This is a genomic window from Ruegeria sp. AL12, assembly GCF_056540885.1.
In genome coordinates this window covers 24,078-45,603 of sequence record NZ_JBQFXN010000002.1, presented here as the reverse complement: position 1 = coordinate 45,603, position 21,526 = coordinate 24,078, and the positions used below count along the sequence as shown (strand labels likewise).

The window sequence follows — 21,526 nt, the reverse complement described above, 5'->3', positions numbered from 1 at the left end:
ATGCGACATATCACGGACCCGATCGACCGCCGCCTGCTGGACGAATTTCAGCGCGACTTCCCGATCACCGATAGACCGTTCCAGATGCTGGGTAACGCACTCGGGCTGGACGAAGCCGAAGTCATTCATCGCTTGTCCCGGATGCGCGCCACAGGCCGCATTACACGGGTTGGCGCCACCATCACGCCCGGCGCGGTGACGGCCAGCACCCTGGCTTCCGTGGCGGCTCCGGAAGATCGGTTGGAGGAGGTCGCCGCCCTGATCGATGCCGAACCCGGCGTGAATCACAATTATCAACGCGAAGACGCGTGGAACCTGTGGTTTGTCGCGACCGGGCCGGACCGCGCGCATGTCAACGATACCCTTGCGCGGATCAGTCGATCCACCGGATTGCAGGTGCTGGACCTGCGGCTGGTGCGCCCTTTCAACGTGGATCTTGGTTTTCGCATGACTGGCGGAGCCAAAAACGTGCCCTCGGCACGAAAGGTCGATGCATCCGTCATGCGCGAGGGCGATCGTTGCCTGCTACAGTCTCTGAGTTCCGGGCTGTCTTTGGTGTCAGAACCCTATGCCGCTCTGGCTCGTTCGCTGAAACGGGATGTCACCGACGTGATGGAGCGGATCGAAGCCCTGCATGCCGCCGGAATAATCTCGCGGCTCGGCGTCATTGTGCGTCACCGGGCGCTTGGCTGGTCGGCCAATGCGATGGTGGTCTGGGACCTGCCGGCAGAACAGATTGAAACCGCTGGGCCAGCCTTGGCAGCCTTCCCGGGAGTGACCCTGTGCTATGAGCGGAATCCGGTTCCCGATGTCTGGCCATATCGCCTGTATTCCATGATCCATGCCCGCACACGGAGTGAAGCTTTGGATGTTCTGGCCGGGGCGATTGCCTTGCCCGAATTGGCCGGAGCGCGACACAAGGTCCTGTTCTCAACCCGCTGTTTCAAGCAGACCGGCGCGTTGATTCAGGCAAAGGAGGTCGCCGCATGACGTTGGACCAAACGGATCGTGCGATCCTGAATCGTATGCAAGAGGATCTGCCGCTTACTTCGCACCCTTACGCAACCGTCGCCGCAGAGCTTGGCCTGTCCGAGGCGGAATTGCTGTCGCGTCTGAGCCGCATGAAAGATGACCGCGTCATCACGCGCTTCGGTCCGTTTTTCGACGCCGCGGCCATGGGTGGGGCTTTCTGCCTTTGCGCAATGGCCGTTCCAGCCGAAGAATTCGAAACCGTCCTGACCAAAGTCAATGCACATCCCGAGGTGGCACATAACTATGAACGCACGCACCGGCTGAACATGTGGTTCGTGCTGGCCACCGAAACACCCGAGGGGATCGAGGCCACCGCCGATGCCATCGAACGGGAAACGGGGATCAGTGTTCTCCGTTTCCCCAAACTTCAGGAATTTTTCATCGGCTTCCGGGTGGCGGCATGATCGACGCAACAGACAGACAAATCATCGAGTCGCTTCAGGGGGGACTGCCCCTGGTGGCCGCGCCCTATGCGCGGGTCGCTGCCGATCTGGGCCTGACCGAGGCCACCCTGCTGGACCGGCTGGCCGCGCTGAAGGCGCGCGGGGTGATCCGACGGATCGCCGCAGCCCCCAATCATTACAAGCTGGGCATGACGTCGAACGGCATGACCGTCTGGAACGTGCAGGATGACCTGATCACCGAACTGGGCGCTCATATCGGGGCACTGCCCTTCGTCACCCATTGTTATGAACGGCCCCGTGCCCTGCCCGACTGGCCCTACAACCTGTTCGCCATGGTTCATGGCAGCACGCCCGACGAGGTCGAAGACAAACGCGGCCAGATCGCCGCGATTCTGGGATCGGCCTGCCGCGGCAGCGACATCCTTTATTCCACGCGCATCCTGAAAAAGACCGGACTGCGCCTGAAACAGAAAGGCTGAAACATGTTCCGCCTGACCGAATACATGCATCAGCTGGTCAAGCCGACTCCGGTGCGCAAACGGCGCCCCGGCCCGGTAAAGCCGGTTGTGATCTGGAATCTGACGCGGCGCTGCAACCTGAAGTGCCGCCATTGCTACACCGTCTCGGCGGATGTCGCGTTCCCGGGTGAGCTCAGCCATGAGCAAGCCATGGTAACCCTTGAGGATCTGGGCCAGTTTCGCGTCCCGGCCCTGATCCTCTCGGGTGGGGAACCGTTGGATCGGTTCGATTTCTTCGACATTGCAAAACGCGCCCGTGATCTGGTGCCAATGCTGGCCTTGTCGACCAACGGGACCCGGATCCATGACGAAACCGCCGATATGATAGCGGATGTGGGCTTCAACTATGTCGGCATCTCGCTGGACGGGATCGGAGCGACGAATGACTGGTTTCGTGGCGTCGAGGGCGCTTTTGCGGACGCCCTGCGCGGTGTGCGAGAGTGTAAAAAGCGCGGCATCAAGGTTGGTCTGCGGTTCTGCCTGACCGAAGGCACGCAACATCACTTGCCTGACTTGCTGAGCCTTTGTGATGATGAAGGTGTCGACAAGTTCTACCTGTCGCATCTTGTCTATGCGGGGCGCGGCGACAAGAACCGGGGCGAAGATGCCGCGCATCAGCGCACGCGCAAAGGCCTGGATCTGTTGCTGGAACGCGCCTGGGAAGCCGCATCGGGCGGTCGTCCGCTGGATATCGTGACCGGGAACAATGACGCTGATGCCGGATATTTCCTGAACTGGATTCGCACGCATTTCGACGCCGACAAGGCTGCACATGTGCGTGCGCACCTGGCCGCGTGGGGTGGAAACTCAAGTGGTTTGGGTGTTGCCAATATCGACAATCTCGGCCGGGTCCATCCGGACACTTACTGGTCTGACTACACGGTGGGCAACGTAAAGACCAAATCGTTTTCCGAACTCTGGACCAGCGATGATCCGATGCTTGCCATGCTACGCACCCGCCCACGCCCGCTGAAGGGGCGTTGCGGAGCCTGCGAACTCAAAGACGTGTGCGGCGGCAATACCCGCATCCGCGCCCTGCAATTGACCGGTGATCCCTGGGCCGAGGATCCAGCCTGTTACCTGTCCAACCAGGAAATCGGTGTGGATGATGCAGGGGAACGCCTTCAGGTCACACCGTTTCGGGGGAAAAGCCATGATCCGGCGCATCAGTTCTTTTGACACCGTAAGTGCGAGGTTTTCAACCGCTGCGCCTGTGGCGCGTGCGGGAACCTCCGGCGGGAGTATTTTTGAAAAGATGAAGATTGGGGCATTATGCTCGATCCTGGGTGCGGGTGTCGCCTGGGCCGACGCGCCTTCGGACTATGCGGAGCATTGCGCCTCATGCCATGGCGAGAACCGTCTGGGCGGTGTTGGCCCCGCGCTGATCCCTGAAACGCTCAAACGCATGCGGGGTCCCCGGGTTGCCGCGGTAATCGCGGAAGGGCGCGCGGCGACACAGATGCCGGCCTTCTCGCACGAGCTGGATGCCCTGCAAATCGAAGAGCTGGCCGGTTGGTTGAAATCGCCGTTGGAATCCGACCCCGAATGGGACGAGGCCCAGATACTGGCCAGCCGGACGCTGGACGAGGACTATGTACCGGTGGATGCGCCCGTCTGGGACAGCGACCCGATGAACATCACCTTGGTGGTGGAAACCGGCGATCACCATGTCAGCGTTCTGGACGGCGACACGTTCGAGGTTCTGGACCGGTTCGAAACCCCCTTCGCCGTGCATGGCGGCCCCAAGTTCAGCCCGGATGGGCGGTATGTCTTCATCATGTCGCGCGACGGGTGGGTCCAGAAGTACGACATCTGGGCGCTGAAACAGGTGGGCCGTGTGCGTGCCGGGCTGAACAGCCGCAATATTGCAATGTCGGGCGATGGCAAATGGGTAGCCGTGGCGAATTACCTGCCCAACAGCCTGACGGTATTGTCCACCGAAGACCTTTCCGTCGCAAAGGTCATCGAGGTCAAAAGCAAGAAGGGCCTGCCGAGCCGCGTCTCTGCCGTCTATCAGGCCCCGCCGCGCGAGAGCTTTGTTCTGGCGCTGAAGGATGTGCCCGAGATTTGGGAAGTGTTCTACGGCGCCAATCCCCCGCAATCCGGGCTTGGTCATGATTTCCGTATCGAAGGCCAGTTCAAGAACCCTGATCCTTTCCCTGTGCGCAAGATCACCACAGCTGACTATCTGGACGATTTCTTTTTCGACCAGAGTTATGAATATGTCATGGGGGCGTCCCGCGATGGCAAGGGCGGGCAAGTGATTGATCTGGTGATCGGGTACAAGGTGGCCGATCTGGATTTGCCCGGAATGCCGCATCTGGGCTCGGGGATCACATGGAAACACGGCGATACGACCGTGATGGCCACGCCGCACCTGACAGATGGCGCCGTGTCGGTGATCGACATGGAAAGCTGGGAAACCGTCAAACGGATCAAGACCGAGGGCCCCGGGTTTTTCATGCGCAGCCATGAGAACTCGCCTTATGTCTGGGCCGATGTTTTCTTTGGCCCAAACAAGGACGCAATGCATGTCATCGACAAGCAAAGCCTTGAAATCGTAAAGACCCTGCGCCCCGCTCCCGGAAAAACCGTGGCCCATGTCGAGTTCACCAGAGATGGCAGCCACGCGCTGGTTTCGATCTGGGAAGATGACGGCGCGGTGATCGTTTATGACGCGCAGACGCTGGAAGAAATCCGCCGCCTGCCGATGCGCAAACCTTCGGGGAAATACAATGTCTGGAACAAGATCACCTTCTCGGAAGGAACCAGCCACTGAGGGGAAATGGCCGGTTTGGAAACTGGCCATTCTGCTGTATCCGGCCACGGCGTTGACCGTGGCCATCAACCTGTTTTTGCTCGGGCTTATCCTGCACAGCGTCGGGTTCGGCGCAATTGAACCGGTGCCGGCGATCCTCTGGTCGATTCCGCTGGGCATTCCTGCGGCATGGCTGGCCGGTCGGTGGCTGCGCGGATTGATGGACGAGGCCGACGGGTAGGTGCAAATTTTCAGGCACCTGACCTAAGTCAAGTATTCGTCTGGAAGAATCCCCTAAGTTTTTGAAAAGAACGCCGAGCTGGATTCTCAATGCCTACCGTCCGCCCCCCGCACAGCCTGTTTGATCGCGTGTCCCGCGCGGTGTGCGGTTTGGTGGGTATTTTCCTGTTGCTTTTGCAGATGCTTGGCCCGGTGCTGGCGAGTCCCGGGGACAGCATGTGGATCGAGATCTGCTCGGAGGCAGGGGCGGTCTGGGTTGAAGTGGACCTTGATGAAGGCGCTGATGACCCGACCGCGCCTTGCCCGAAATGCGCCGATTGTGCGCTGTGCGCGGTGACAACGGCAGCCCCGCTGCCAGATCTGCCGCTGCTGATGCAATCCGAAAATGTACGGATAGTACCCGCTGCAATCGGGGATCTGTGCATTTTGTACAACTCAAGGCGACTGTGGCCCGAAACCCGAGGGCCCCCGTTCGCAACCCAAGAAGAATTTGAACGCGCCCTGCGCGCGTCCGTGGCGTCCACCCTAGCAATCGGAGGTGCGCCGTGGTCGTAAGTCGCGCAATCCATTTCCTGCTGGCTTTCACTCTGTCCTGCCTGATGGCGATCAGCGCCCATGCCGACAGCCTGGCCAGTTTCCTGCCCGACATCGAACCTGCCGATCTGGCCCCCGGCGCCGATGCCTTTGGCCCGGTGCGCGATGACGTCAAGGTCGCCCCTGTCCTGAAGGGCGGCGAGACCGTTGCCTGGGCATTCCTGACCTCGGATTTTGTTGGCACGACGGGCTATTCCGGCAAACCGATCCACGTCGTTGCCGCCATCGACAACGACGCTGTGTTGACCGGTGTGCAACTGGTCAAGCACTCGGAACCCATTGTGCTGATCGGCATCCCCAATTCCCGCATGGTTGAATTGACCGAAGGCTATGCGGGCCTTGACCTGAAGATTGAAGCCGAAACCGGGGGTGAGGGGCACGACCTCGACATCATCTCGGGCGCGACGGTCACGATCATGGTGATCGACGACAGCCTTGTGCGAGGCGGTATCAAGGTGGCGCGTGCATTGGGTCTGGGCGGCCTGTCGCCGTTGCAGGCCGACGGGCCAAAGCGCGAAGTCGATATGGCGCAGAATGCGGTCTATGATTGGTCGACCCTTTCGGGTGACGGCTCGATCCGGCGGCTTACGCTGGATGTCGGACAGGTCAATGCCGCCTTCGAGGCCACCGGAGACCAGCGCGCGATCAAGCGCCCGGAACCGGGCGAACCGGATGACACTTTCATCGACATGCATATGGCGCTTGTCTCGGTTCCGTCGATCGGCAAGTCACTGCTGGGCGATGCCGAGTACCAGAACCTCGTGAACTGGTTGGACGAGGACGAACAGGCCATTCTGGTGCTGGGGCGCGGTGCCTACAGCTTCAAGGGGTCAGGCTATGTGCGCGGCGGGATTTTCGATCGGATCCAGTTGATCCAGGGCGACAATTCGGTCCGGTTCTTCGACAAACAGCAAGTACGCCTTGGCAAGGTTGCAGCCCCGGATGCGCCCAGTTTCACCGAGCTGGATATCTTCAAGATCCCCGCCGATGCTGAGTTCGACCCGACCGAGCCGTTCCGCCTGCAACTGCTGGTACAGCGTGCCGTGGGAGCTGTTGAGAAAACCTTTCTGACATTCGATCTGGGCTACAAACTGCCCGACCGTTACCTGCTGCCGGTTGCAGCCCCAAAGATTGTCGAGGATGCGACCGGCGAAGCCGCCGCCAAGGCTGCCCTGTGGCAGCGCATCTGGAAGGATCGCACCGTCGAAATCGCCGTTCTTGGCGTCATGCTGCTGGTCCTGACCGCGACGTTCTTCTTCCAGTTCCACGCGACGATGAATGCGCGGGTCTTCTACTGGTTCCGCATCGGCTACCTGACAATGACCCTGTTTTTCATCGGCTGGTACGCCAACGCGCAGCTGAGCGTGGTGAACCTGATGGCACTGGCGGGCAGCCTGCGCACAGGATTCTCGTGGGATGCGTTCCTGCTGGACCCGCTGGTGTTCATCCAATGGTTCGCCGTCGCCGCCGCACTGTTGTTTTGGGGTCGCGGGGCCTATTGCGGATGGCTGTGCCCGTTCGGCGCGTTGCAGGAATTGACCAACAAAATCGCGCGCGCCCTGAAAGTGCCGCAATGGACGCTGCCCTGGGGTCTGAACGAACGCCTGTGGCCCGCGAAATACATGATCTTTCTGGGTCTTTTCGGGCTCAGCTTCATCTCGATCCCGTTGGCCGAGAAATATGCCGAGGTCGAGCCGTTCAAAACGGCGATCATTCTGAAATTCATGCGCGACTGGCCTTTCGTGGTCTTTGCGCTGGCCCTGCTGGGGATCGGGCTGTTCATCGAACGGTTCTATTGCCGCTATCTCTGCCCGCTGGGCGGAGCACTGGCGATCCCTGCCCGTATTCGCATGTTCGACTGGCTGCGCCGCTACAAGGATTGCGGCACGCCCTGTCAGACCTGCGCCAATGAATGCCCCGTTCAGGCGATCCACCCCACCGGTGAGATCAATCCGAACGAGTGCGTCACCTGCCTGCATTGTCAGGTGCTCTACCAGTCCGAGGACAAATGTCCCGTCGTTATCCGCCAGCTGAAACGGCGGGCCAAGACAGGATCGGTCCAGATGAAGACCCCGCTCGGACAACCACCGGCGAACCATCCGAACGCCAAACCGCAAACCGTTTCCTAAAAGGAGGAACGAACATGTCGGAACATGACAACAAACTAACCGTCACACGCCGTGGGATGCTGGGTGCAACAGCAACCGGTGCCGTGCTGGCCGGGACCGGTCTGGGCTCGACCCTGATGACCGCGAAACAGGCGAGCGCCGCGGCCAATGCCAATCTCGAACCGGGCGAACTGGACGAGTATTACGGTTTCTGGTCCTCGGGTCAGACCGGCGAGCTGCGCATTCTGGGCTTTCCGTCCATGCGCGAGCTGATGCGGGTGCCGGTGTTCAACCGCTGCTCGGCCACGGGCTGGGGTCAGACCAACGAGTCACTGAAGATCATGACCGAAGGGTTGCTGCCTGAAACCAAGGAGTTTCTCGCCAAGCGTGGCATGAAGACCTATGACAACGGCGACCTTCACCACCCGCACATGTCGTTCACCGACGGCACCTATGACGGCCGCTATCTGTTCATGAACGACAAGGCCAACACCCGCGTCGCGCGTGTCCGCTGTGACGTGATGAAATGCGACAAGATCACCGAGATCCCGAACGCCAAGGCGATCCACGGTCTGCGTCCGCAGAAATTCCCGCGCACCGGCTATGTCTTTGCCAATGGTGAAGATGAAACACCGCTGGTCAACGATGGCAGCGTGCTGGACGATCCGTCGCAATACGTGAACATCTTCACCGCGCTGGACGGCGACACCATGGAAGTGGCATGGCAGGTGATCGTGTCGGGCAACCTCGACAACACCGACTGCGACTATCAGGGCAAATACGCCTTCTCGACCTCGTACAACTCGGAAATGGGCATGAACCTGGCCGAGATGACCGAGAACGAGCTGGACCACGTCGTCGTCTTCAACATTGCCGAGATCGAAAAAGGCATCGAAGCCGGCGATTATCAGGAACTGAAAGGCGTCAAGGTTCTGGACGGGCGCAAAGGTCAGAACAAGAAATACACCCGTTACATTCCGATCCCGAACTCTCCGCACGGCATCAACACCGCGCCAGACGGCAAGCACGTCTGCATCAATGGCAAGCTGTCGCCGACCGTCTCGATCATGGACGTCACCAAGCTGGACGCCCTGTTCGAAAGCGATGCCGATCCGCGGTCGTGCATTGTGGGTGAGCCTCAGCTGGGTCTTGGCCCGCTTCACACCGCCTACGACGGTCAAGGCAACGCGTTCACCACGCTGTTCCTGGACAGCCAAATCGTGAAGTGGAACATCGAAAAGGCAATCGAAGCCTACGGTGGTGCCGATGTGGACCCGATCATCTCGAAGGTCGACGTGCACTATCAGCCGGGCCACAACTCGACCTCCATGGGTGAAACCAAGGATGCCGACGGTAAGTGGCTGATTTCGATGAACAAGTTCTCGAAAGACCGGTTCCTGAACGTTGGTCCGCTGAAGCCCGAGAACGAGCAGCTGATCGACATCTCGTCCGACGAGATGAAGGTGGTCCACGATGGCCCGACCTTTGCCGAGCCGCATGACTCGATCATCGTTCGCAGCGACATCGTCAACCCGGTCAACGTCTGGGATCGCAACGACGTCACTTGGGAAGACGCCCGCAAACAGGCCGAAGCCGATGGCATCGATCTGGAAGAAGGTGCCGAAGAACCGATCCGGGACGGCAACAAGGTACGCGTCTACATGACCTCGCAGGCGCCGACCTTCAGCCTTGAGAAGTTCACCGTCAAACAGGGCGACGAGGTCACGATCTACGTCACCAACCTGGATGATGTGGACGATGTGACCCACGGCTTCTGCCTGGGCAATTACGGCATCGCGATGGAGGTCGCGCCGCAGGCCACCGCCTCGGTCACCTTCACCGCCGACCGTCCGGGCGTGCACTGGTTCTATTGCCAGTGGTTCTGCCATGCGCTGCACATGGAAATGCGCGGCCGGATGCTGGTCGAACCGCAAGGAGCCTGACCCATGCGCTGGCCCCTGCTCATACCGCTCCTGCTCGGCTCGCCCCTTTGGGCGGCGGATTGGGATGTGCCCAACCGGGCGGGGGCCATCAATGAAATACTGGCTCAGGCGGCGGATGGAGACACCCTCCGCCTGAGCCCCGGTGTTTACGCCGAACATCTGGTTCTGGACCGGCCCGTCACCATCGACGGGCTGGGACAGGCCACCATTGACGGGCAAGGCACCGGCAGCGTCATCACCGTGACCGGCCCGGGCGTGACCCTGCGCGGCCTGACAGTGATCGGCTCGGGTTCAAGCCATGACGGGATCGACAGCGGCATCCAGCTGACCAAGACGGCCCGCGCGCCGGTGGTCGAAGACAATGTGCTGCTGGGCAATCTTTACGGCATCGACATTCATGGCGCCAAGGACAGCATCGTGCGCGGCAACCGGATCGAAGGACGTCAGGACCAGCGGATGAATGACCGTGGCAATGGCGTTTATGTCTGGAATGCACCCGGTGCGCGGGTTGAGGACAATGATATCCGCTATGGGCGCGACGGGATCTTCGTGAACTCGTCCAAGAAGAACACCTTTACCGGCAACCTGTTCCGCGATCTGCGCTTTGCCGTGCATTACATGTATGCCGACAATTCGGTGGTCAGCAACAATGTCTCGATCGGCAACGATCTGGGCTATGCGGTGATGTTCACGACCAATGTGAAGGTCGCAGACAACGTCTCGATCGGTGACCGTGAACATGGCGTGATGCTGAACTATGCCAACAAGAGTCAGATCACCGGAAACGTGGTGATCGGTGCCAAGGAAAAGTGCACCTTCCTTTATAACTCCAACAAGAACGAATTCACCGACAACTGGTTCCAGGGATGCGGCATCGGCATCCACTTCACCGCCGGCAGCGAACGCAACCGCATCGTTGGCAATTCCTTCATCGGCAACCGGACACAGGTGAAATACGTCTCGACCAAATGGGTCGAGTGGTCCGAAGACGGGCGCGGCAACTACTGGTCCGATTTTGCCGCCTATGATGTGGATGGCAACGGCATCGCCGATGCCCCCTATCGCCCCAATGACTCGATGGACCATGTGCTGTGGACCCAACCCGCAGCCAAACTGCTGCTCGGCTCTCCTGCCGTGCAGCTGGTGCGCTGGTCGCAATCCGCCTTTCCGGCACTGTTGCCCGGTGGCGTGATGGACAGCAATCCATTGATGCAACCCCTTGAACCCCCAGCTATGGAAAAGGTGCCTCATGACGGATAAGGCCCTGATTATTGACCATGTCAGCAAGGACCGGGGCAAAACCCGCGTTCTTGACGATATCACCCTGTCACTTGCCCCAGGTCAGCGCGTTGCGCTGCTGGGCCATAACGGCGCTGGCAAGTCGACCCTGATCAAATCCATCCTTGGCCTGACGCCGATCCAAGGCGGAGCCATCCGGATCGGAGACGCCACCCCCGGCAGCGCCCAGGCGCGGCGGGAAACGGCCTATCTGCCCGAGGCGGTATCCTTCCACCCGGCCCTGACCGGGCGCGAGCAACTGACCCTGTTTGCGAAATTGTCCGGCACCAGGGCGGATGTGGCCGGTCTGCTGGAGCGCGTAGGTCTGAGCGATGCCCTGGACCGCCGGATCGGCACCTATTCCAAAGGCATGCGGCAACGTCTGGGTCTGGCACAGGTTCTGCTGGGTCAGCCGAAAGTGGCTTTGCTGGATGAACCCACCAGTGGGTTGGACCCGATCTCGCGCCAGGATCTCTATGCCATCATCGACGAGCTGGCCGCGCAGGGCACCGCCGTTCTGATCGCCAGCCACGCGCTGACCGAGGTCGAGGCCCGCACCGACCGCATCGCAATCATGCGCAAAGGCCGGATGGTCGCGGATGACACCCTGGCCAACCTGTCGGCCCTTGCAGGCCTGCCGATCCGTCTGAAAGTACGTGCAAGCGCCAACGCCGACGTGCTGGCCGCCGAACTGGGCGGCAACCGGATCAACGGCGCTTCGGTCGAGCTGCTGTGTTCCCCCGCTGACAAGATGGAGGCCCTGCGCCGGATCGCCGGATTGGGCGATGCCGTGGCGGATGTGGAAATGACCCCGCCCAAGCTGGAAGACCTCTATCGCCACTATGCACAGGAGGAGAGGCCATGACCCGCTTCCTCGCCATCACCCGTACCGAAATGCTGATCCTGCGCCGCAATCGCTGGCTGCTGGTGGCGACTCTGATCATGGTGCTGTTCGCACTGGCGCTGACCTTTGCGGGCAGTGCGCCAACCGGAACGCTGGGCGTTGACATGCTGACCGTTTCGGTTGCGTCGATGACCACGCTGTCGGTTTACCTCGCGCCCCTTCTGGCGCTGATGATCTCGTTCGACGCCATCGCCGGAGACGTGGACCGGGGCAGCCTGTCGCTGCTGTTGTCCTACCCTGCGGGACGCGGAGAAATCCTGTTGGGCAAGTTCACCGCACATCTTGCAGCGCTGGCCTTTGCCATGACGGTCGGTTTCGGTACCGCCGGCGCGGTGGCGGCCTTCTTTGGCGGTGCCGGACCGGAAAGCCTGATGGCGTTGGTCCGTCTCATCCTCACATCCATCCTTCTGGGCGCCGTGTTTCTGGCGCTGGGATACCTGCTGTCTGCCCTGGCTAAAGGGGCTACGGCGGCGGCAGGTCTGTCGGCCGGGCTCTGGCTGGTTTTTGTCGTCCTCTATGATCTGGGCCTGTTGGGGGCTGTCGTCATGGACAAGGGTGGCACCTTTACCCAATCCGTCTTTCCATGGGTGATGGTGGCCAACCCGGCCGACGCATTCCGTCTGTGGAACATCGCCGCGACGGAAGGCGTGGCCATGGCATCCGGCATGACCGGGGCGGCACAGGCCTTGCCCGTCTGGGCCGCGCCTGCATCGCTGCTGATCTGGCCGGTGATCGGCTTTGCCCTGGCGCGGCTGGCATTCCGGAGGGTCGAGCCATGAAACCCCTCGTCCTGATCGCCTTGATCGCGTTGGCGGCCTGCAAGGAAGACCTGGCCGAGGCCCCCGATCCGGTGGATCTGACCCCGGACGCGCTGAGCTATTTCTGCCAGATGAACATCGCCGAACATGGCGGCCCCAAGGGGCAGATCCATCTGAAAGGATATCCCGCACCGCTGTTCTTTGCGCAGGTGCGCGACATGGTGGCATACCTCAAAAGCCCTGAACGTGATGCCGACATCACAGCCATCTATGTCAGCGACATGGGTATTGCGCCAAGCTGGCGGCAGCCGGGTATCTCGAACTGGATCGCCGCGGATGGCGCGACCTTTGTCGTCGGCGCCAATGTGGCAGGTGGCATGGGTGCGCGCGAAGTGGTGCCTTTTGCCGATCCTGCCGATGCCCAGGCATTCATTGAGATTTACGGCGGAACGGCACTGAGCCTGCCGGACATTCCGGACACCGAAGTGCTTGGCCCTGTCGATCTTGAACTGTCGTTGGAGACCCCCGTATGACCGCCTTGTCGCGCCGCCGATTTCTGATCATCTCAGCCGCCTGTGCTGCGGCCACACCGCTTGCGGCCTCGGACGCGCGCTGGCACGGGACCGCGTTGGGTGCGACCGCCAGCCTGCGCCTGGTGGGCCTGACGGACGCCGAAGCTGCACCCATAATGGCCGCCATGGAGACCGAGATTGCCCGGCTGGAAGACATCTTCAGCCTGTATCGTCCGCAATCGCAGCTCAGCCGGTTGAATCGCGATGGTATGCTGACGGCGCCCGCTCCTGATTTGTTGAACGTGCTAAGCCTCAGCACAGCGCTGCATCAGGCATCGGGTGGCGCATTTGATCCGAGCATTCAACCCGTGTGGACGGCATTGGCTGCGGGCGCGCGCGCGGATGATCTGGTTGAAGTTCAGCAGGCAATAGGCTGGGAAAAGGTAATTTATGACGCCTCGGCCATTCGCCTTCCGGTGCCCGGAAAATCGGCGCTGACGTTGAACGGTATAGCGCAGGGCGCGATCACCGACCGGATTGCCGACCTGCTGCGTGCTCATGGTCTGCGTGATGTTCTGGTCAATATGGGAGAGGTTGCCGCCCTGGGTGCGCGTAGTGACGGTGCGCCCTGGAAAGTTGGATTGGCGGCGCCGGACCAAACGGTTCTGAAGCGGATTGAATTGAGCGATCGGGCAGTGGCGACATCTTCGACGCTGGCGACCCAGCTCAGCCCGGGAGTTGGACACATCATTACCTTGGATGGGCCTTCAAGCCGCGACAGGACCGTTTCGGTTTCTGCCCCGAAAGCGGCAATTGCGGATGGGTTGTCCACTGCACTTTGCGCGGCATCCGCCGGCAGAGCCAATGAGATTCTGGAGTTCTTCCCCAACGCCCGTATCGAATTGAACGTTTAATGAAGAATTACAAATCTCAGACCGAACAAAAAAAATCCAAAAAAGTATGATATAGGTCAATTCGTGCGCTGCTTAAGGCAGCTAGGAAGTAAGGACGCGAACCTATCAATCCAATTTCGAGTCGCCAGCTATGAGCCAGATGACCAGCAGACGCGCTTTTCTAAGCGCGCGTGTCCTGCGGGAGGACCCAGATGCGATCCGTCCGCCGGGGGCAGTTGCAACTGGCTTCAGCGATCTATGCACGCGTTGCGAAGACTGCGCCGCGGCTTGTCCTGAAGACATCATCACATTCGACGATGCCGGTTTCCCCGTTCTGGACCTGTCCGCAGGCGGTTGCACATTGTGTGGTGACTGCGCTGACATTTGTCCGACCCCGGCGTTGCTGTCGGAACGTGTTGCCGAATGGCCATGGCGCGCACGAATAGATGACTCAAGCTGCCTGTCGACGAACGGCGTAAGCTGTCGCCTGTGTCAGGACAATTGCGAACAGGATGCCATCCGCTTTCGCCTGCAACTGGGCGGACGCGCGGAACCGGCGCTTGAAACAGAAACCTGCATCGGCTGCGGCAGCTGTTCCGCCGCCTGCCCCGCCGGGGCGATCGTGATGCACCGCCCCGCCCCACAACACCCGGAGGTGACCCAATGAACATCTGTGGCTGTCTGGTCCACATCGCCCCCGATTACACCGATGCCGCACGCGCGGCGATGGCCGAAACCCAGGGCGTCGAGCTTCATGCCGAAGCCGAGGACGGCCGTTTCGTAGTTGTTGTCGAGGATACGGCCGACAGGTTGGCCTCGGACACCATCATGGATCTGCACCAGATCCCAGGAGTGATCTCACTGTCACTGACTTATCACCATTTCGAAGATCTCGCGGAGACGGCTCCGCGTCCTGATGCTCCAAGCCAACCGTCCAGCAGGAGGCCCATGCAATGACCATCTCTGAATCCCGTCGTACATTTCTGAAAGCGTCCGCAGCGGCAGCCACTGCCTCGGCTGCGGGCATTCCCATGGCCACAGGTCAGGCCAACGCTCAGGTCGGCGCGCCCGATATTCGCTGGGACAAGGCTGCCTGCCGGTTCTGCGGTACAGGCTGTTCGGTTCTGGTGGGCACCAAAGAGGGTCGAGTGGTGGCCACGCAAGGTGACCCCGACGCACCGGTGAACAGGGGCTTGAACTGTATCAAGGGCTATTTCCTGTCCAAGATCATGTACGGCAAAGACCGCCTGACCACACCGCTGCTGCGCAAGACCAACGGCCAGTATGACAAGAATGGCGAGTTCGAACCGGTCAGCTGGGATGAAGCCTTTGATGTGATGGCCGCCAAATGGAAAGAGGCCCTTGCCAAGAAAGGCCCGACCAGCGTGGGGATGTTCGGTTCCGGGCAGTGGACGGTCTGGGAAGGCTATGCCGCCGCCAAGATGATGAAGGCCGGGTTCCGGTCGAACAACATTGATCCCAATGCGCGTCACTGCATGGCCTCGGCCGTGGTTGGTTTCATGCGCACTTTCGGTATTGACGAACCGATGGGGTGCTATGACGACCTTGAGCACGCCGATACCTTCGTGCTGTGGGGATCGAACATGGCCGAGATGCACCCGATTCTGTGGTCGCGCCTGACCGACACCCGCCTGACGAAGCCGGGTTGCGAAGTGCATGTGCTGTCGACTTTCGAACACCGCTCGTTCGAGCTGGCCGATAATGGCATGGTCTTTGCACCGCAAACCGATCTGGCGATCCTGAACTATATCGCGAACTACATCATCCAGAATGGCGCGGTGAACGAAGAGTTCGTCAAGAACCACGTCAACATTACCAAAACCGCCACCGATATCGGTTACGGCCTGCGGGACAACAACCCCCTGCAACAAGAGGCTGAAAACCCGAACTCGGGCAAGTTGGAGCCGATCAGCTTCGAGGAATATGCCGAAGCCGTTTCGAAATACACGCTGGAATACACCTCGGAACTGTCCGGTGTTCCGGCTGACAAGCTGGAGCGTCTGGCCAAGCAATATGCCGACCCCAACCGCAAGGTGATGAGCCTGTGGACCATGGGCTTCAACCAACATACCCGCGGGTCCTGGGTGAACTCGCTGATGTACAACGTGCACCTGCTGGTGGGCAAGATTTCGGAACCCGGCAACTCACCCTTCTCGCTGACCGGTCAGCCGTCGGCCTGCGGTACCGCGCGCGAGGTAGGCACCTTTGCGCACCGCCTGCCCGCCGACATGGTGGTGATGAACGACAAGCACCGCGAGATTTGCGAAACCGCATGGAACGTGCCCGCCGGCACCATTCCTGACAAGCCCGGTTTCCACGCCGTGCTGCAACACCGCAAGCTGAAGGATGGCGACCTGAATGCTTATTGGGTTCAGTGCACCAACAACATGCAGGCTGCGCCGAATATCAACGAGGAAGGCTATCCCGGCTATCGCAACCCGGAAAACTTCATCACTGTTTCAGACCCCTACCCGACGGTCACTGCGGTTTCCGCCGACCTGATCCTGCCCACCGCCATGTGGGTCGAGAAGGAAGGCGCCTATGGCAACGCCGAGCGCCGCACCCAGTTCTGGCGGCAACAGGTCAAGGCCCCGGGCGAGGCCAAATCGGACCTTTGGCAGGTGATGGAGTTCTCGAAGCGCTTCACCGTCGAAGAGGTCTGGGGCGAAGAATTGCTGGCCACCATGCCCGAGCATCGTGGCAAGACCATGTATGACGTCCTGTTTGCAAATGGCAGCGTCGACAAGTTCCCGCTATCGGAAACCGCCGAAGGCTTTGACAACGACGAATCCGAGCATTTCGGCTTTTACGTGCAGAAAGGTCTGTTCGAAGAGTACGCCAACTTCGGGCGCGGCCATGCGCATGATCTGGCACCATTCGAAACCTACCACCAGGCCCGCGGTCTGCGCTGGCCGGTCGTGGATGGCAAGGAAACGCTCTATCGTTTCCGCGAAGGCTATGACCCCTACGTGTCCGAGGGTGCCGGCGTGGAATTCTATGGCCACAAGGATGGCAAGGCCAAGATCATCTTCGCGCCCTATGAACCTGCCGCAGAAGAGCCGGATGCGGAATTCGATCTGTGGCTGTGCACCGGTCGCGTGCTGGAACACTGGCATTCAGGGTCGATGACACGCCGGGTGCCGGAGCTGCACCGCGCCTATCCCGCTGCCGTGGTCTACATGCATCCGCAGGACGCGAAGGACCGGGGTTTGCGCCGGGGCCAGGAGATTGTGCTGTCGACCCGCCGCGGCGAGGTTACCAGCCGTGTCGAAACACGGGGTCGGAACAAGGTGCCGCGCGGTCTGGTCTTTATGCCGTGGTTCGATGAGCACCAGCTGACCAACAAGCTGACGCTGGACGCAACTTGCCCGCTGTCGAAAGAGACCGACTTCAAGAAATGCGCCTGCAAGGTCGAGCGCGCGTAACCAGCAAGGATCAAACGGGTCGTTCCCATGTCTCTTGTCGATAAACCCCTTTCGCCGCAGCGGCGCCGGTTCCTTCAGGACTCGGCGCGGGCGGCGGGCGGCTGCGTGGTCGCCGGATCGTTGCTGGCCTATCTGGCCCGCGACGCCCGCGCCCTGCCCGCCGATGCCTTGCGCCCGCCCGGCGCATTGCCCGAGAAGGAGTTCCTGTCGGCCTGCATCCGTTGCGGTTTGTGCGTGCGGGACTGCCCGTACGATACCCTGAAACTGGCCGAGCTCGGCTCGGATGCGGTGGCGACGGGAACACCGTTCTTCACCGCCCGGGATGTTCCCTGCGAAATGTGCGACGACATTCCGTGTGTCGCCGCGTGTCCAACAGGGGCGCTGGACCCTGGGCTGGAGAATATCGACGATGCCGAGATGGGTGTTGCCGTTCTGGTCGATCAGGAAAACTGCCTGAATTTCCTCGGTCTGCGCTGCGACGTCTGCTATCGCGTCTGCCCCGTCATTGACGAGGCGATCACTTTGGAGACGGCGCATAATACCCGATCGGGTCATCATGCCTTGTTCATTCCAACCGTTCATGCCGAACGCTGTACCGGTTGTGGCATGTGCGAGAAAAGCTGTGTTCTGCCCGAGGCCGCGATCAAGGTTCTGCCGGCACGGCTGGCCCGCGGCAGTTCGGCCGAGCATTACCGCAAGGGTTGGGAGGAAAAGGCCGCCAAAGGCGCGCCGGTGGTCGAGGGGATCATCGATCTGCCGGATCGTTTGCCCGGACCGGGAACCGACAATCTTGCCGCGCCCGGCGGTTTTGCCCCTGAATATGATCTGCCGGGGGTGGGGCAATGAGTACGCGCACGCACATGCCAGTCGGTCAGGAGGCGGTTGAAGACAAAGGCTGGATCGGGGCGCATCGCTTTTTGCTGATGCGCCGCGCAAGCCAGCTGTTCTTTCTGGTTCTGTTTCTGCTGGGCCCGTGGTTCGGCATCTGGATTGTCGAGGGCAATTTGGCGGGGTCACTGACGCTGGGCGTTCTGCCGTTGACCGATCCGTTCATCCTGTTGCAAAGCTTCGTTGCAGGTCATTGGCCCGAAGTGACCGCGCTGATCGGTGGGCTGATCGTTCTGGTGGTCTATGCCCTGATTGGTGGCCGTGTCTATTGTTCTTGGGTCTGCCCCATAAACCCGGTGACAGACGCGGCCAACTGGGTGCATCGCAAACTGGACCTGCCGAAAGGCTGGCAACCCAAGCGCGGCACCCGGCTGTGGATTCTGGCGACCGTGCTGCTGGTCTCGGGCCTGAGCGGCGTGATCGCTTGGGAGCTGGTCAACCCGATCACCATGCTGCATCGCGGGCTGGTATTCGGCATGGGCTTTGTCTGGGCCATGATCGCGGCCATCTTCGTGTTTGACGTATTCGTCTCACGCCATGGCTGGTGCGGCCATCTGTGCCCCGTGGGCGCGTTCTACGGGCTGATCGGGTCGAAAAGCCTGCTGCGGGTCAGTGCCGCCAATCGCACGGCCTGTGATGACTGTATGGATTGTTATGCGGTCTGTCCTGAAAATCAGGTGATCTCACCCGCGCTGAAAGGCAAGCCGGGAAGCTCGCCCCTGATCCTGTCACCTGACTGCACAAACTGCGGACGCTGCATCGATGTCTGCGCAGTCGACGTCTTCAACTTTACTCACCGGTTCGACGACCATGTCGTTCAACCTTCCGATCCAGTTGCCGCGCCTGAGCCGCGCGCTGCCAGACCTATCTAGGGGAGTGCCAAGATGAAAAGATCAATCGTTACAGGCGGAATTGCCCTTCTACCCGTAGTTTTGCTGAGCGGATGGGCCTTTGCCCAGTCCGCTCAAGTCGAAACCCTGCGGGGCGCGGACGTAGACGAGCCGATCCCTTTGGATCAGATTCACAAAAATGTCGAAGGACGGATGCAACGTAATTATCGCCAGCAGCCACCGCTGATTCCGCATTCGATCGAGCAATATCAGATTGATGTGCGCACCAATCAGTGCCTGTCCTGCCATGACTGGTCCAAGGCGGGTGAGCGTAACGCACCGACCCTTTCAATGACACACTATCTGGATCGCGAAGGCCGCGAATTGGACCGCGTCGCCGGGACCCGTTATTTCTGCAACCAATGTCACGTTCCGCAGGCGGACGCGCCGCCGCTTGTTGAAAACGTGTTCCAGCCCTCGACCGGCAACTGATCCAACACAAGATTGAAAGGAGCACCGACATGGCAGACTCCCCCGAAAAACGCGGCTTTCTGGGTCGCCTTTGGAACGCGATCTGGACGCCGGCGGTAATGTTCAGTTCGGGCTTTCTGATCCTTGCCGGATTTCTGGCCGGTATCCTGTTCTGGGGTGGATTTCACTGGACCCTGGAACTGACCAACACCGAAGAGTTCTGCGTCTCGTGTCACACGATGGAAACGAACCTAGGTGAGTATCGCGAGACGATCCACTACAACAACCACTCCGGCGTGCGTGCGATCTGCTCAGACTGCCACGTTCCGGATGAGTGGAACCACAAGATCAAAGCCAAGATCATGGCCGTGAAGGACGTCTATCATGAACTGGTGGGCACCATCAGCACACCCGAGAAATACGAGGATCACCGCCTGGCGATGGCCTCGGCCGTCTGGAAGAAAATGAAAGCGTCTGACAGCCGCGAGTGCCGCAACTGTCACAACTTTGACTACATGGACTTCACCATTCAGGAAACCCGCGCCGCGTCTGAACACCAACGCGCCATCGACAACGGTATGACCTGTATCGATTGCCACCAGGGCATCGCCCACAGCCTGCCACCCAACTATTTGGAAACATACGAAAAGGTGACTGCTGCATTGGAAGATGAAGTTGTGCAGGAGCACGCTGCCGCGGGTGACGACATCCGCGATTTCCTGAACAACAGCTCGAATTGATGTGGGGGCAGAGATGTTAGAGTTACTTGGAACCATCGGTGGCAACGTCCTGAGCTTGCCCGGCATACTCGGTCTGGCGTTGGGCATGATGACCCGCAAGCTGTGGCTGGGCGCGGCATTGGGCGGCGCAGTCGGTGTATTCGAGACGCTGGTTTTCGCAGGCTTCCGGTTTGCGCATGTAGAGCCACTGGAACTGATCATCGCTATTGTGGTCGGCGTCTGTGCAGGAAGCCTCGGCACTGCCATTCGCATCAAGGGCGCAACAGCCTGAAACACAGCCGGTTTCACCGTTTCGGTGGAACCGGCTTGTTACGTCGGGCCGGGCAGTGTCGTCACCAAGTCAATGACTGTCTTCATGTGATTTCACGCCGGCGATCACCAATTCCGCATTTCCGGGTAAGGACTGAAAGGATGCGGGCAATGTGCGATCGGTGATGAGCACGTCCTTTTCGGTCAATCTGGGCAGGCGCAACGCCGGGCCGGTCTGGGCCTCGTTGAATTTTGTGGAATCAACCGCCATGAAGGTCTGGTCAGCAATATCAGACATCGCCCGGGCCATATCAGCTTCGCATTGATCATAGACCATGAAGCCCTTGCTGGGATGCACCAGTGACGCCGACAATATGGCCGTCCGAGCCGAGAACCCTGCAATGACGTCATAGGCGGCCCGGTCGAAAGCAGCACCGTCGTGGTTGCGCAACTGCGTCCCCGCCATGAAGACCCTGTTGCCCTCTTCCATCGACAACGTGGCGGCGATGAAGGCCGAGTTTGTCACCACTGTGAGGTTTTTGCGCGCGCGAAGTGCCTGAGCAATGAAGCCCGAGGTCGAACCCGTGTCGATGGCAATGGCCGAACCGTCCGGTATCCGCGCCGCAACGGCGTCGGCAATCGCGACTTTGGCGGCGCGGTTCTGCGCCATGCGGGCCAGAAACGGAGGATCCAGCACATTTTGAGTGCTGACCAATGCACCATGCACCTTGGACAGGCTGCCGTTGGCGACCATCGGCTTCACGATTCGCCTTACGGTCTGGTCCGACACTTTGAGAATGCGCGCCAGCTCAATGACCGAAATTCGCCCATGCAGGTTTACCGTGCTGAGGATGTCTTGCTCGTATTTCGACATGAAGCGCCGCGATATTTGTTGATTTCATCAGGTTACTTGCAAGGTTGACGCTGTTCAAGCGACTTAATTCAACACATTTCAAACAT

At 60.3% G+C, this 21,526-nt stretch carries 23 protein-coding genes; 22 read left to right on the top strand and 1 reads right to left on the bottom strand.

The features are described 5' to 3' along the window. The 22 genes from ahbB (ACR0C6_RS08100) (at position 1) to ACR0C6_RS07995 (ending at position 20,588) form a co-directional block, all read left to right on the top strand. A complete protein-coding gene (gene ahbB / locus ACR0C6_RS08100) occupies positions 1-990 on the top strand; it encodes a siroheme decarboxylase subunit beta (protein ID WP_480446448.1) in 990 nt (329 codons plus the stop codon). Next, positions 987-1,436 (top strand): Lrp/AsnC family transcriptional regulator, encoded by a 450-nt coding sequence (locus ACR0C6_RS08095; protein ID WP_480446449.1) that lies wholly within the window; start codon positions 987-989, stop codon positions 1,434-1,436. Before ahbB (ACR0C6_RS08100) ends, ACR0C6_RS08095 begins: the two co-directional genes overlap by 4 nt. Continuing rightward, positions 1,433-1,915 (top strand): siroheme decarboxylase subunit beta, encoded by a 483-nt coding sequence (ahbB, locus tag ACR0C6_RS08090; RefSeq protein ID WP_480446450.1) that lies wholly within the window; start codon positions 1,433-1,435, stop codon positions 1,913-1,915. Before ACR0C6_RS08095 ends, ahbB (ACR0C6_RS08090) begins: the two co-directional genes overlap by 4 nt. Before the next feature lie 3 nt (positions 1,916-1,918). Next, a complete protein-coding gene (gene nirJ, locus ACR0C6_RS08085; RefSeq protein ID WP_480446451.1) occupies positions 1,919-3,133 on the top strand; it encodes a heme d1 biosynthesis radical SAM protein NirJ in 1,215 nt (404 codons plus the stop codon). A 76-nt stretch (positions 3,134-3,209) separates the two neighbouring features. After that, positions 3,210-4,733: a cytochrome D1 domain-containing protein gene (locus ACR0C6_RS08080; RefSeq protein WP_480446452.1), complete on the top strand. Its 1,524-nt coding sequence runs from the start codon at positions 3,210-3,212 to the stop codon at positions 4,731-4,733. Then, complete coding sequence (locus ACR0C6_RS08075; RefSeq protein WP_171169778.1) at positions 4,690-4,953, top strand: hypothetical protein; 264 nt, start codon at positions 4,690-4,692, stop codon at positions 4,951-4,953. The genes ACR0C6_RS08080 and ACR0C6_RS08075 overlap by 44 nt, the downstream gene beginning before the upstream one ends. An 89-nt stretch (positions 4,954-5,042) precedes the next feature. Then, positions 5,043-5,507 carry a DUF2946 family protein gene (locus tag ACR0C6_RS08070; protein WP_480618839.1) on the top strand — a complete coding sequence of 155 codons (465 nt, stop codon included), beginning with the start codon at positions 5,043-5,045 and terminating at the stop codon, positions 5,505-5,507. A gap of 44 nt (positions 5,508-5,551) precedes the next feature. After that, positions 5,552-7,675, top strand: a complete 2,124-nt coding sequence (locus tag ACR0C6_RS08065; RefSeq protein WP_480619237.1) for a 4Fe-4S binding protein — start codon at positions 5,552-5,554, stop codon at positions 7,673-7,675. A 14-nt stretch (positions 7,676-7,689) separates the two neighbouring features. Beyond that, positions 7,690-9,597: a TAT-dependent nitrous-oxide reductase gene (nosZ, locus tag ACR0C6_RS08060; RefSeq protein WP_480618838.1), complete on the top strand. Its 1,908-nt coding sequence runs from the start codon at positions 7,690-7,692 to the stop codon at positions 9,595-9,597. A gap of 3 nt (positions 9,598-9,600) precedes the next feature. Further along, positions 9,601-10,857 carry a nitrous oxide reductase family maturation protein NosD gene (locus tag ACR0C6_RS08055; RefSeq protein ID WP_480618837.1) on the top strand — a complete coding sequence of 419 codons (1,257 nt, stop codon included), beginning with the start codon at positions 9,601-9,603 and terminating at the stop codon, positions 10,855-10,857. Continuing rightward, positions 10,847-11,740: an ABC transporter ATP-binding protein gene (locus ACR0C6_RS08050; protein WP_480446455.1), complete on the top strand. Its 894-nt coding sequence runs from the start codon at positions 10,847-10,849 to the stop codon at positions 11,738-11,740. The genes ACR0C6_RS08055 and ACR0C6_RS08050 overlap by 11 nt, the downstream gene beginning before the upstream one ends. Then, positions 11,737-12,558 carry an ABC transporter permease gene (locus ACR0C6_RS08045; RefSeq protein ID WP_171205203.1) on the top strand — a complete coding sequence of 274 codons (822 nt, stop codon included), beginning with the start codon at positions 11,737-11,739 and terminating at the stop codon, positions 12,556-12,558. Before ACR0C6_RS08050 ends, ACR0C6_RS08045 begins: the two co-directional genes overlap by 4 nt. Next, positions 12,555-13,070, top strand: a complete 516-nt coding sequence (locus ACR0C6_RS08040) for a nitrous oxide reductase accessory protein NosL (RefSeq protein WP_480618836.1) — start codon at positions 12,555-12,557, stop codon at positions 13,068-13,070. The genes ACR0C6_RS08045 and ACR0C6_RS08040 overlap by 4 nt, the downstream gene beginning before the upstream one ends. Next, the gene (locus tag ACR0C6_RS08035; protein ID WP_480618835.1) at positions 13,067-13,963 is read left to right on the top strand and encodes an FAD:protein FMN transferase; all 897 of its coding nucleotides are present in this window, start codon (positions 13,067-13,069) and stop codon (positions 13,961-13,963) included. Before ACR0C6_RS08040 ends, ACR0C6_RS08035 begins: the two co-directional genes overlap by 4 nt. 139 nt (positions 13,964-14,102) lie before the next feature. Beyond that, positions 14,103-14,609 carry a ferredoxin-type protein NapF gene (napF, locus tag ACR0C6_RS08030; protein ID WP_480618834.1) on the top strand — a complete coding sequence of 169 codons (507 nt, stop codon included), beginning with the start codon at positions 14,103-14,105 and terminating at the stop codon, positions 14,607-14,609. Beyond that, on the top strand, positions 14,606-14,899 hold the full coding sequence (locus ACR0C6_RS08025; protein ID WP_152460384.1) for a chaperone NapD: 294 nt from the start codon (positions 14,606-14,608) through the stop codon (positions 14,897-14,899). The genes napF and ACR0C6_RS08025 overlap by 4 nt, the downstream gene beginning before the upstream one ends. Then, positions 14,896-17,388, top strand: coding sequence for a nitrate reductase catalytic subunit NapA (napA, locus tag ACR0C6_RS08020; protein WP_480618833.1), 2,493 nt, complete (start codon positions 14,896-14,898; stop codon positions 17,386-17,388). The genes ACR0C6_RS08025 and napA overlap by 4 nt, the downstream gene beginning before the upstream one ends. A 27-nt stretch (positions 17,389-17,415) precedes the next feature. Next, positions 17,416-18,234 carry a ferredoxin-type protein NapG gene (napG, locus tag ACR0C6_RS08015; protein WP_152460386.1) on the top strand — a complete coding sequence of 273 codons (819 nt, stop codon included), beginning with the start codon at positions 17,416-17,418 and terminating at the stop codon, positions 18,232-18,234. Then, on the top strand, positions 18,231-19,148 hold the full coding sequence (gene napH / locus ACR0C6_RS08010; RefSeq protein ID WP_480618832.1) for a quinol dehydrogenase ferredoxin subunit NapH: 918 nt from the start codon (positions 18,231-18,233) through the stop codon (positions 19,146-19,148). Before napG ends, napH begins: the two co-directional genes overlap by 4 nt. A 12-nt stretch (positions 19,149-19,160) precedes the next feature. Beyond that, complete coding sequence (locus ACR0C6_RS08005) at positions 19,161-19,598, top strand: nitrate reductase cytochrome c-type subunit (RefSeq protein WP_152460388.1); 438 nt, start codon at positions 19,161-19,163, stop codon at positions 19,596-19,598. Between the two features lie 29 nt (positions 19,599-19,627). After that, the gene (locus tag ACR0C6_RS08000; protein ID WP_152460389.1) at positions 19,628-20,317 is read left to right on the top strand and encodes a NapC/NirT family cytochrome c; all 690 of its coding nucleotides are present in this window, start codon (positions 19,628-19,630) and stop codon (positions 20,315-20,317) included. A gap of 13 nt (positions 20,318-20,330) precedes the next feature. Beyond that, positions 20,331-20,588: a hypothetical protein gene (locus tag ACR0C6_RS07995; protein WP_152460390.1), complete on the top strand. Its 258-nt coding sequence runs from the start codon at positions 20,331-20,333 to the stop codon at positions 20,586-20,588. 69 nt (positions 20,589-20,657) lie between these two features. Here ACR0C6_RS07995 and ACR0C6_RS07990 read toward each other — a convergent pair whose 3' ends face one another. Next, a complete protein-coding gene (locus ACR0C6_RS07990; RefSeq protein ID WP_171228855.1) occupies positions 20,658-21,440 on the bottom strand; it encodes a DeoR/GlpR family DNA-binding transcription regulator in 783 nt (260 codons plus the stop codon). Positions 21,441-21,526: the final 86 nt, after the last annotated feature.